Origin of the sequence: Aedoeadaptatus ivorii (assembly GCF_030815095.1) — a bacterium.
Lineage (GTDB): Bacteria > Bacillota > Clostridia > Tissierellales > Peptoniphilaceae > Aedoeadaptatus > Aedoeadaptatus ivorii.
In genome coordinates this window covers 1-12,513 of the sequence record NZ_JAUSWF010000003.1, presented here as the reverse complement: position 1 = coordinate 12,513, position 12,513 = coordinate 1, and the positions used below count along the sequence as shown (strand labels likewise).

Below are 12,513 nucleotides of genomic sequence, written 5' to 3'. Positions count from 1 at the left end.
AGGAAGTATGTTATTACCCAAAGCATGGCTGGAAAAATACGTAGAGATCGAAGGCTCCACCCGCGCCCTCGCCGACCGCATCACTGAGACTGGAAGCCACGTGGAATCCATCGAAAATCGAGGCAAAGATATATCGGGCGTCGTAATCGGCCGCATCGAAAAAATCGAAGCCCATCCCGACGCGGACAAACTCGTCGTCTGCCAGGTCGATGTCGGCACAGATACGCGGCAGATCATCACCGGTGCAAAAAATGTCTTTGAAGGCGCACTGGTGCCCGTCGCGCTGGACGGCGCAAAACTCGCCGGCGGTATGGAGATCCACGAGACCGAAATGCGCGGCGTAAAGAGCTGCGGCATGATGTGCTCCTTAGAAGAAGTGGGCTTTGACGCATCGGTGGTGCCCAAGGAATCGCGCGACGGGATTCACATCCTAACCGCCGACTGCAAGCCCGGGGACGATTATACGAAGATTTTGGAGCTGGACAAAGAAGTGATCGAACTCGAGATCACCCCCAACCGTCCCGACTGTCTGAGCGTGGCGGGCATGGCGATCGAAACCGCCGCGTCCTGTGACAGCGAACTGCACCTGCCCGAGATCTCGGTCGTCGAAGACGGAGAAGTGGCGATGAAAGACAGATTTTCAAAGCTCGATGTGCAGACGGAAAATGCGCCGCGGTTTTACCTGCGCATGCTCACCGACGTCCAAGTGGCGCCTTCCCCCCAATGGATGCAAAACGACTTGATGGCCTCCGGCGTGCGGCCCGTGAACAATATCGTCGACTTGACCAATTACGTAATGCTCGAGCTGGGCCAACCCCTCCACGCCTACGACCTGGCGGCGCTGGACGGCGACGGCATCGTCGTGCGCATGGCGGAAGAAGGGGAGCGCATGACGACGTTGGATGAGGAGGAGCGCATCCTCACCCCGAGCGACATCGTCATCGCCGACGGATCGGGCGTTATCGGCCTTGCCGGGGTAATGGGCGGTGCGATGAGCAGCGTCAATTCCTCTACGCACACCGTCATCCTCGAAGGCGCGAACTTCTCCGGCGAACATATTCGAAAGATCTCGAAGCGCTTGGGTCTGCGTTCCGAAGCCTCCACCCGCTTTGAAAAGGGCTTGGATCCGGAAACCGCAAAAAGAGCCGTGGACCGCGTGGCACAACTGGCGGTGGAAATCGGCGCCGCCAAGGTGGCAAAGGGCGCCTTGGATCACTATCCCCATCCCGTCTCTCCCAAGACGCTCGAGGCGTCCGTATCTCGCATCAACGGTTTATTGGGTACCGCGCTTTCGGGCGAAGAGATGGAGAAGATCCTCGAATCTCTATTGATCGACGTAGAACGAAATGAGGACACCTTGCGGGCGACGATCCCCACTTTCCGCGGCGATCTAAATATTTGGCAGGATCTCGCCGAAGAGGTGGGCCGCATTTACGGCTTCGGCAATATAGAGCCCAAGCCGCTTACTGGTACTTTGACCCGAGGCGGAAAGAGTCCCTACCGCCGCGCGGAGAAAAAGGCGCGGGACATTTTGCTCGCCGCCGGCTACGACGAATTTATGACCTATTCGTTTATGGGGCCCTCCGCCTACGATCGGATACGCCTTCCCGAAGGGCATCCTCTACGCGACAGTGTGCGGATTATGAACCCGCTGGGAGAAGAGTATTCGATTATGCGGACCACATTGCTGCCGAATATGCTCGATATTTTTGCGAAAAATATCAGCTACAAGAATTCCGCGGCATACGGTTTTGAATTTGGCAACGTCTTCTCCAAAGAAGATGACGGCGAAGGCCTGCCGAAGGAATCGGTAAATCTTTCGATCGGCTTTTACGGCAAAGAGGATTTCTACTTCCTTAAAAAGACCATAGAGACCTTGCTTTTTCGCATGGGCATCGGAGATCTGCGCTTCGTACAGGCGGAGGACTTTCCCTTGTTCCACCGCGGCAGACAGGCGCGGGTGTTTTCCGGCGATGCGGAAATCGGCATTTTCGGCGCCGTACATCCCGAATTGTCGGACGAAATGGGGCTGCGTCAAGAGATCTATATGGCGGAACTCGACTTTTCGCGCATCGTCGATGCGGCCGTAGAGGCCGTCACATACCGGCCCATCGCCCGATTCCCCGCCGTGGAACGCGACCTCGCCTTTGTCGTCGAAAAAAAGCTTCCCGCGCAAAAATTGATCGACTATATCGAAGAAAAGGGTACGGATCTATTGGAGGAAGTGCGTGTCTTCGACGTGTACTTCGGCAAGGGCATTGAAGACGGAAAGAAGAGCATTGCCCTAAAGATGTTCTTCCGCCACCAAGAGCGGACGCTCAAGGAGTCCGAGGTGACGGAGATTATCGACGCATTGATTGAGGGCATAGAAAGTACATTTGACGCCAAGCTACGATCGGAATAAGGAGTGCATTATGGTTTCCAAACGCGTACAAGTAGAAATCGCAGGAATGACATTTCAGGTAGTGGGCGACGACGATGCCGACTATGTAAAGGGTCTGGCAAAAGATGCCAATCGTCGCATCGACGAGATCGAAAGAAACAATTATCGTTTAAACGACGTACAGGTCTATATTCTGACCTTGTTAAATGCATTGGATGCGATGCACAAAATGGAAAAATCGCAAAAAGAAGCGGACGCTCTGTCGCAAAATGCCGGTGCATTAAAGGACAAGTTGGCGGAAATCGAAGCCTTAAAGCGCGATCTCGAAACGTCTCGCGAAGATGCCGCGACAGAGAAGGCGAAGATCGATTCCTTTGTCGCACAAGTGGCGGAACTGGAGACCGAAGAAAAAGAGCTGAAAAAAGCGCTCGACGAATTCCGCAGGAAGAACGAAAATCTCGATGGCGCCTTGTCGGAAAAAGACCGAAAGATCAAAGAATTGGAAGAGAAAAACTACGAGAGCCAAATGCGCATCGTGGATTTGAACAAGGAGATATACGTACTCCGTGGTGAAGATGAACAAAAATAAGACCGAATTGTTGGCGCCGGCCGGCGATCTCGCCGCGTTTTACGCCGCGATCCACAATGGCGCCGATGCGGTATATTTGGGCGGCAAGCGGTTTTCCGCCCGGGCAAGTGCAAAGAATTTTTCAGAAGAGGAGATGGCCGAGGCCGTCTCCTATGCCCATGTACGGGGAAAAAAGGTCTATGTCACGGCCAATATCCTGATCGCCGACGAAGAATTCGAAGGCGCCGTGCGCTACGCAGAGGAACTCCATCGAATGGGCGTAGACGGGCTGATCGTGCAGGATATCGGCTTTGCCCGCGCCCTGTTCGAAATGGTGCCGGAGCTGGAGTTGCATGCCTCTACGCAAATGAGTGTGATGACGGAAGAAGGCGCCCGTTTCCTCGAATCCATGGGATTTTCCCGCGTCGTGGTGGGAAGAGAGATCGATCCCGCAGAGATCTCGAAAATTCGAAAGCACACCGATATCGAAATCGAAGCATTTTGTCACGGCGCCCTATGCGTGAGCGTAAGCGGCCAATGCCTTATGAGCTCTTTGATCGGCGGAAGGAGCGGCAATCGGGGCAGTTGTGCCCAGCCCTGCCGAAGGACCTACGAGATCGTCGACGAAAGCGGGGCGGTCGTCTATGATCGCGGGTATTTACTGAGCCCGCGCGATCTCAATACCATCGATCGCGTCGACGAATTGCGAGAGGCGGGGGTCTATTCCTTTAAGCTGGAAGGGCGCATGAAAAGTGCCGAATACGTCGCCATGGTGAGCAGAAACTACCGCCATGCCCTCGACGGAGAAGATTACGCGGCCGAAGAAATGGCGCAGATGTTCAACCGGACCTATACGAAAGGGATCGGGTTTGGCGCATTCGGTCACGATCTGATCAGCACAGAACGGCCCAATCACCGGGGCGTGGAGATCGGAAAAGTTTCGGCGGACAAAAAAACCGTGCGCTGGAAGGTGCAGCCCGATGCGGACGATCTCCTGGAGTTTTCGGTGCATGGAGAAAAAAAGACCTATACGGTGCCGGCATCGGGTGCAGTCACGCCTTCTTTTTCCCCCGATCCGAACACAAAGATACTTCGGCTACAAAGTGCGCGGCTTCTTACAGAAGCGGCAAAGAGCACGCAGAAAGAGAGCGGACGGATTCCCCTTCGCGGAGAATTGTATATCGCCGTCGGAAAGCGGCCCGTGTTTCGGCTTGTGGGCCAAAAAGTCGTCGAGGCAATCGGAGACGATAGGATCGAAGTGGCCAAAAAAGCGGCAGTAGATCCGGATCGGATTCGAGAGAATCTGTCGAAGTTCGGCGATTCCATTTACTATTTGGACGCGGTCGATTTGCAGCTCGACGAAAAAGCGTTTGTGCCGATTTCTTTGGTCAATGGCCTGCGGCGCGAGGCGCTGATGCGCTACGAAGAAAAAGAGCTTCCTGCGGGTCTAAAAACAGCGCCGCTGCCCGAGATTCGCGTCAAGCCGCGGCCGAAAAAGACGCTTTTGACCGTAGAAATCGCCGAAGAACCGCAGATCTATCACCTACCCTATGATCAAATCGATCGACTGGAGTTATACTTTACGCCTTCGAAAGAGGCCGCAGATTTTTTGCGGCAAATAGCGTTGCCGGTGTATTTCAGCTTTCCCTACGAGACGCCGAAAGGGTTTTTCGACTGGGACGGATTGTTTTCCGGTGCGGTCGTTCAAAATCTCGGACAACTCGGTCGAATCCGCGGCGAAGAAGTGGCGGGAGAGGGGTTAAATATCTTCAATCGATACAGCTTCGACTATTTTGCGGCCCGCGGCGCACTGATGCCGTCTTTGGAATGTACGCGGCGGCAACTGGAAGACTTTACGATGCGATTCGGCCATGCGGGCGAGATTTTGTATTACGGGTATCCTCGGGCGATGAATGCCGTGCACTGCCCCATGAGCCTAAAAAAAGGCTGCGGAGCGAACAGAAACTGCTCGATCTGCGGCTATCGAAAGGGCTATGCGCTCCTCGACGAAAAGCGCGTCCGCTTTCCCTTTAGAAGAGTGGGCGATATGACCGAGATCTACAACAGTCTGCCCATCTATCTCGGGGACCGCAGCGCGCAGCTGATGACGCTTTCACCCTCGGCACTAAAGATTCGCAGCCGACTGGGAGAAGATGTGCGCCCGATCATCGAAGAGGCGCGCCGCGTGATCGAAGGCGAGCGCCCGAAGGATCTCGCGGTGCAAGAATTTACCCGCGGCCATTGGAACAGAGGTATATTGGAGGTTTAGAGGAGGAGATATGGCGAGAAGTATAGAAGCCATCCTTGAATTTCACGAAATCGTAAAGCGTTTGTTGGATCTCGCGAGTTCCGATATCGGAAAAGCGCGCATTTTGAAGATGCGCTTCTTGCAAGACGCCGACGAGATCGAATATATGCAGAAAGAGACGCAAGAGGCGCTTTCGCTTCTGATCACGCGTGCGGCGCCGCCCTTATCCGGCGCCCGTTCGGTGGCAAAGGCCGCCCACTACGCCTCTCGCGGCGGGGTGCTCGGGATCGATGAAATCTTAAATATCGGCGATTCCCTGCGCGGCGTATCGCGCATTCGAAAGTATATGGACGGGTCCAAAGGGGAAGAGGAAGAGTTGCCCTTTCCCATTATCGGCGGCATGGTTTCGGCGCTTTGGAGTCGGGGAGAACTCCGCGAAGCGATCGAATCGACCATTGAATCGGAAGATAAAATTTACGACTACGCGACGCCGCAGCTCAAACAAATTCGCAGAAATCTCGCCGCCAAGCGAGATTCCGTGCGGGAAAAACTCCAAAACATCCTCAATTCCCAAGATCTGCAGCAATCCCTGCAGGACTCCATTGTCACCGTGCGCGAGGGTCGATACGTCGTCCCCGTGCGCCACGACGCCCGCAATAAGGTCAAAGGCCTAGTGCACGATATGAGCGCCTCCGGGCAGACGGTATATGTGGAACCCATGGCGGTGGTCGAAGCCAATAACGAAATCCGCGCTTTGGAACTCAAGGAACGCGAAGAGATTCGCCGCATTCTCGAAGAGCTATCGGCAGAAATCGGCGCGTATCCCGAGGAATTTGCACAGAACGAGCAGATCTTCGGCGATCTGGATTTCGTCTTTGCCAAGGCAAAGCTGGCCTCGGAACAAAATGCGATATTTCCGTCCCTTTCCAAAAGCCGCTATACCAAACTCGTCGGCGCGCGCCATCCGTTGATCGATCCCAAAGACGTCGTTCCGCTCAGCTTGGAAGTGGGCGGGCAACATCAGGGTCTGATCATTACGGGACCGAACACCGGCGGGAAGACGGTCAGTTTGAAGACGTTGGGGGTTATGGTGCTTATGACCCAATACGGTCTGCATATTCCCGCCGAGCCGGGTACGGTGATGGGGATCTACGAAGGCGTATATGCGGACATCGGCGACGAGCAGAGCATCGAGCAGTCCCTTTCTACCTTTAGCAGCCATATGGTCCATATCGTCGATATATTGGGTACCATAAACGACAAAAGCCTCGTCCTCTTCGACGAGTTGGGCGCGGGGACCGACCCCACCGAAGGGGCGGCGCTCGCGTTGAGCATTATCGAATACGTACTGAAAAAGGGCGCGGTTTTTATGGCGACGACCCACTATACCCAACTCAAGCTCTATGCCTTGACCCGAGAAGGCGTACAAAATGCGTCGATGGAATTCGACGTCGACACCTTGTCGCCGACCTATAGGCTGATGGTCGGCGTGCCGGGAAAGAGTAATGCCTTCGAAATCTCGGCGCGCTTGGGGCTTTCCGACGAGGTGCTCGCCGGGGCGAAGGATTTTCTGGAAAAAGAAGACATCGCCTTCGAGGACGTGCTTACCACGCTCGACGAGCAGCGCACCCGACTGGAAAAGCAACAGGCGGAACTGGTACAATTAAGGGCGCAGTATCGGGAAGAGGCCGATAAAGCGGCGCGAATGCGAAAGAACTTGGAACGCGAGAGAGATGCCATCCTCTCGAAAGCGCGGGACAAAGCGCATCGCATTGTGAAATCGGCGCGAGAAGATGCGGACCTCGCCGTATCGGAAATCCGCACGCTGAAGCGGGATCTGGAGCGCGAAGAAGCCCAGACCGTGCAGGAAGCACAGGATATCCTTAGAGAAAGCGATCGCCGTTTGCGATCCAAGGACCGCGGCATCGTACTGAAAAAAGCGAAAAATCCTGCCAAAAAGCTAAAACCCGGCGACACCGTCTATGCGGAATCGTTGGGTGTGACCGCCACTGTCTTGGAGGGGCCCGACGACAAGGGCAATGTGAGCATTCAGGCGGGGCTGATGAAAATGACGCTCCCCCGTGCCGCGCTGGTTCTTCGGGAAGAGGAGCCACAGACGCCCAATATAGGCGGCAAGCGAGAAAAATTTTCTCAAAACAAGTCCAAACACGTTAAGACGGAATTCGACATACGCGGAAAGACCTTCGAAGAAGCGAAACCCGTGCTCGAAAAGGCGATCGACGACGGGTATCTCGCCTCTTTGTCGTCGATTCGCATCATCCACGGAAAGGGCACCGGCCAACTCCGTAAAAAAGTAAAAGAATATCTTAGAAGGCACCCCTCTATCGGCAAAGAGGAGGATGCCGATCCCGCCGAAGGCGGAAGCGGTGTAACCGTCGCACATTTCAGATAGGAGAGCATATGATTGACTTTAAGAAAAATATAGTGGACGCATTGGCCGAAAATACCGGCCTCGGAGCGGCGGAAGTGGCGCAAAAAATCGAAATCCCGCCGGATCGGTCTATGGGAGACTACGCCTTCCCCGCCTTCAGTTTGGCAAAAGTGATGCGCAAAAACCCCAAGGCGATCGCAGAGGAATTGGCACAAAAGCTCGAAGGCTTAGAAGGCGTAGAGCGGATTCAGGTGGCGGGGCCCTATCTCAACTTTTTCGTCGACGGAAAAGCCTTGGCCGCCACCACTCTACAAGCGGTGCGGGAAGAGGGCGAAGACTTTTCCAAATCGGATCTTGGGAAGGGAAAGACCGTGGTCATCGACTATTCTTCGCCCAATATCGCAAAGCCCTTCCACATCGGACATATCCGTACGACCGTAATCGGCGATTCCATCAAGAGAATCTATCGCCATCTCGGCTACACCGTAGAGGCGGTCAACCACTTGGGCGATTATGGGACACAATTCGGCATGATGATCGAAGCCTATAAACTCTGGGGCGAACGAGATGTCATCGAAGCAAACCCCATCCCCGAATTGGTAAAACTCTATGTGCGGATCAATGCCGAAGCAAAAGACGAGCCGGACCTGTTGGATCGCTCTCGGGAATGGTTCCGAAAGCTGGAAAACGGCGATCCCGAAGCCGTAAGTCTCTGGGAGTGGTTCCGAGAAGTCAGCCTCGAAGAATTTAAGCGCGTCTACGAAATGCTCGACATCGACTTCGATTCCTATCGCGGCGAAAGCTTCTACACCGACCTGATGCCCGCCACCGTAAAGGAAATGGAAGAGACCGGCGTATTGGTCGAAGATAAGGGCGCCAAGATCGTCGATTTGGAATCGTACGGTCTGCCGCCGGCAATCATCGTAAAAAGCGACGGCTCTACGATCTATATCACCCGCGACATCACCACCGCTATTTTCCGAAAACAAGAATACGACTTTTACAAGAATCTCTATGTGGTCGGCTCGCAGCAGATCCTCCACTTTCAACAGATGAAGGCGATCCTTGACAAGATGGGAAAAGACTGGGCGAAAGATTGCGTGCACATTCCCTTCGGCATGGTGGGGCTCAAAGAGGGTACGCTGTCTACGAGAAAGGGCAATGTCGTCTATTTGGAAGACGTGTTGAACCGCGCCGTTTCGAAGGTGGACGAGATCCTCAAAGAGCGGGAAGAAAAGATCGGTGCACCCATGGAAAACCGCGAAACCCTCGCCCGGCAGGTGGGGATCGGCGCCGTCAAGTTCCAAGAGCTGTTTAACCAACGGATCAAAGACTATACCTTCGATTGGGATCGCACCCTGAGCTTTGAGGGAGAGACAGGGCCCTATGTGCAATACACCCATGCCCGCATGAATTCTCTGCTGAAAAAGGGCGATTTCAAAATCGATGCCGCCGTCGACACCGATTTGCTCAAAGAAGAGGAAGAGCGGGAGCTATTGCAGAAACTTTACGGATTCCGCCAAGTCATCGTCGACAGCCACGAGAAGTGCGAACCCTATTTGATTACGCGCTATATCGTCGATTGTGCAAAGACGTTCAATAAGTACTATACGAACACGCCGATCCTCGTAGAGGACGAGGTGCTGCGCAACACCAGATTGCTGTTGATCTATGGCACAAAGAACATGATCCGCATCGGCTTGGGCCTGTTGGGCATACAGGCACCGGATGCGATGTAGAAAAAAGGAGGCGGCGGCCTCTTTTTTATTGGAGGAACCATGAAAGGACTACTCGTCGCTCAAAACGCGAGCTATGTGCATACCAATCTCGCCGTGCGCCTGCTTCGAGAACAGCTGCACAAAGACATATCGATACTCGAGATGACCGTAAACGAAGACCTGCACCGCAGAATCGGAAAAATTTTGCTCGCGGCGCCGGACTATATCCTCTACTCCGCCTACATTTGGAACTGGACAGACATTCAAAGAATCGGCGAATATATTCGAAAAGCAGACCCGCATATCGCGCAATATGTGGGCGGGCCCGAGGTCAGTTACGACGTCGAAGAGCGGCTCAGAAACGAAGATTGGATCGACGGAATTCTTCGCGGGGAAGGGGAAAACACCATAGGCGCCCTGGTAGAATGTATCGAGGGGAGGCGGGGGCGATCCGAGGTTGCCGGCCTCGCCTATCGGGAAGGGGAAGAAGTCCGAGTCAACCCGCTCCCCGCATACGCGAGCGATCTGAACGCGCTCATTCCCGCAAGCTATACGGAATCCATGAAAAACCGCATCCTCTACTATGAGAGCATGCGGGGCTGTCCATATCACTGCAGCTATTGCCTGTCCTCCGAAGGCGGTCGCATTCGGTATCGGGATGTAAAGAAGATAAAAGAAGATATGCGCGAAATATTTGCCACGGGCACCAAACTGATCAAATTCGTCGATCGTTCCTTTCACATTGACCCCGCTCGTTCCGTCGAGATCATCGACTTTTTTTCCGAGGAATCGCCGGCGGATACGGGTATTCATTTTGAAATGAACCTGGAGCACTTAGATCGCGAAGTCGCAAAACATATCAATGCGGCGCCTGCGGGTAAATTTCAAATAGAAGCGGGAATACAGTCTGTAAATCCCGTCGTCAACGCCGCCATCCATCGGAAAACGGACATCGATGCCGTGGGGCGGGCACTACAAATGCTCGATACAGAAAAGACCCACATCCATCTGGATCTGATCGTCGGCCTGCCCCATGAGGATTTGGAGAGCTTTCTCGCGGGATTTGATCGCGTCGCCAAATTGGGCGCGCAAAAAATACAGATCGGTTTTTTAAAGCTCCTGCGCGGCACGGAGTTAAGGCGCCGGGCGGAAGAATTCGGCATCGTATATGAATCGACCCCGCCCTATGAAGTCATAGCAACGGCGGATTTTTCGGCGCGCGAAGTAATTTTGCTCCGAAATTTTGCGACAGCGGTAGAAAATTATTTCGACGAAGCCCGTTTTCGGGAGGTGTACCATGCCGTACAGAAAAAAGGAACCCCTCCTTCTCAATTCTATTTGGGCATTGCGCAAAAATTACAAGACGATGCGCATCGACGTCTGTTCCGGGGACGCGACGGCAAATACCGATTTTTGCATAGGCATCTGAACGAAAAATACGGGAGAGATGCGCCACTCTACGATGCCCTTAAAAAAGACTTCTACCGCAATGAAGACCGCTATATCGGACATGTGCTCGGCATCGAGGATCCGGAACTTTCAAAAAATGAGGTCATCGAATTTCTGAAACGGAATCCCGAATTCGCTTCCGATCGCAACCCACACAAAGCGGCGAAGCGGGTGCGTGGCGTTCGCCTAGCGAATACAAAGCGCTACTATCTTTATACAGACGGCAAATACATCAGACATTTCGACGAAAGGCGGTAACGATGGACACGAAAAAATACTTCGGCTCCTGGTACGACGAACTCGGTTTTTTAGAACTGAAAGACGAAACGGCGCCCCTTGCGGCTGCCCTAAGCGGCGCGCCGATCCCGATGCTGGAAAAAGACATCGTCCGAGAAATCCTACATCCGGACGCAAAAGACGTACTCGATGCCGAGCGAATTTTTACCGCCATGTGCATCGTCATCGGCCTGGACCCCAAATTCCCGTATCGCGATACCTATCTCGCATTTATGCAAAGAAATCCCGACGAAGCCGTGGCGGCCATACAACGGCGGATGAACGCAGCACTCGAAAGCGAAAATGCCGAACTCCTATGCCTTCTCGCCCGCGCCAAAGAGGCTATGCGGGGAAATCGAGCCGATATGCTCGAGACCACCTATGCCATGGAGGCCCTTTACAATGCCTATTGGGAAAACGGGGAAGCGGAATTTGCCGCCGATCTCGTCAAAGAAATCTCCGATCGATACGAAGCCATGCTCGCCGAAAAAACCGATGACGCCGCTGCCAACGCCGGACTCGCGCGCATTTCCGAGGCGAGGGGACAGTATTTGAAAGCGAAATTGCTTTTTGAGAAGGCCCTCGGGGGCGAAGCGGCAGAAGAGTGGAAGGATGGCATTCGAAAAGAGGTTCTCCGGCTCGAGGACCCCGCCGCCTTGGAGGCGGCAGAGACCTATCTGCATTACGGAAAGTTTTCCGATGCCCTCGCCGCCGTAGAAAAAGTGCGTTCTCGCGATACCGATCCCGCGCGGCAGGAAAAAATCGCGGGGATGGCCTATTACGGCATGGGCGCGTACGAAAACGCCATATTGCATCTCGAAGAGGCCCTGCATTACGGGGAGGATTCCGCCGTAGAAAACGACCTCGCCATCGCACTCGCCGCAAGCGGCCGCGAAGAAGATGCCGTAATGCGCCTCAGTGCGCTATTGGAACGAGAGCCGGAGAACCGAACCGCACTTATGAACCGCGGCATCCTCTATTATAGGAAGAAAGACTATGCGGCGGCGCGAATCGACTTTGAAGCGGCGTATCGATTAGAGGCAGACGCGGCGCTTTGGGAGCTGATTCAAGAAACCGAGAAAAACGAACGACACCCGGATTTGCGGTGATTGTATGGAAAATGTAAAAACCATCTTGACTTTGTAAAAGACCGTTAGTATAATAATAAAGTCATCTGAACGGCGGGCAAATCCGCCTTCGGCAGGAAAAAAGAAATCGAGAAGATTTCAATTTTCCATTGACAAGAGTTTACATCCGATGTAAACTATATAAGTCGTCTCGTGAGAGAAAGCGAGCGTAAACAAAACTTAACAAAGTTTTAAAAAGCGCTTGACAAAGTCTTTTCGAGAAGATATACTAAATAAGCTGCTTCACCGAAGCGGCACATTGAACCAAGTTAATTAAATGGTATAAGAGAATAAACCATAACACATCTAAGCTTAAAGCGGAAACACAGTCAGTGAATCCGAGTTAGGCAAA

General features: G+C 53.6%; 7 protein-coding genes. All 7 read left to right on the top strand.

What is annotated here, in order from left to right; all coding sequences use genetic code 11:
* Positions 1-7 precede the first annotated feature (7 nt).
* Genes pheT through QO008_RS02635 form a run of 7 tightly spaced genes read left to right on the top strand, consistent with a single transcriptional unit; the run spans position 8 to position 12,143 of the window.
* Positions 8-2,404 (top strand): phenylalanine--tRNA ligase subunit beta, encoded by a 2,397-nt coding sequence (gene pheT / locus QO008_RS02665; RefSeq protein ID WP_307384122.1) that lies wholly within the window; start codon positions 8-10, stop codon positions 2,402-2,404.
* A gap of 10 nt (positions 2,405-2,414) precedes the next feature.
* A complete protein-coding gene (locus QO008_RS02660) occupies positions 2,415-2,972 on the top strand; it encodes a cell division protein ZapA (RefSeq protein WP_307384120.1) in 558 nt (185 codons plus the stop codon).
* Positions 2,959-5,220, top strand: a complete 2,262-nt coding sequence (locus tag QO008_RS02655; RefSeq protein WP_307384117.1) for a peptidase U32 family protein — start codon at positions 2,959-2,961, stop codon at positions 5,218-5,220. The genes QO008_RS02660 and QO008_RS02655 overlap by 14 nt, the downstream gene beginning before the upstream one ends.
* A gap of 10 nt (positions 5,221-5,230) precedes the next feature.
* A complete protein-coding gene (locus tag QO008_RS02650) occupies positions 5,231-7,612 on the top strand; it encodes an endonuclease MutS2 (protein WP_307384116.1) in 2,382 nt (793 codons plus the stop codon).
* 8 nt (positions 7,613-7,620) lie between these two features.
* Entirely contained in the window at positions 7,621-9,330 is a 1,710-nt protein-coding gene (gene argS, locus QO008_RS02645; protein ID WP_307384114.1) for an arginine--tRNA ligase, read from the top strand.
* A gap of 39 nt (positions 9,331-9,369) precedes the next feature.
* Positions 9,370-11,016: a B12-binding domain-containing radical SAM protein gene (locus QO008_RS02640; RefSeq protein WP_307384112.1), complete on the top strand. Its 1,647-nt coding sequence runs from the start codon at positions 9,370-9,372 to the stop codon at positions 11,014-11,016.
* A 2-nt stretch (positions 11,017-11,018) separates the two neighbouring features.
* The gene (locus QO008_RS02635) at positions 11,019-12,143 is read left to right on the top strand and encodes a tetratricopeptide repeat protein (protein WP_126465565.1); all 1,125 of its coding nucleotides are present in this window, start codon (positions 11,019-11,021) and stop codon (positions 12,141-12,143) included.
* Positions 12,144-12,513 lie beyond the last annotated feature (370 nt).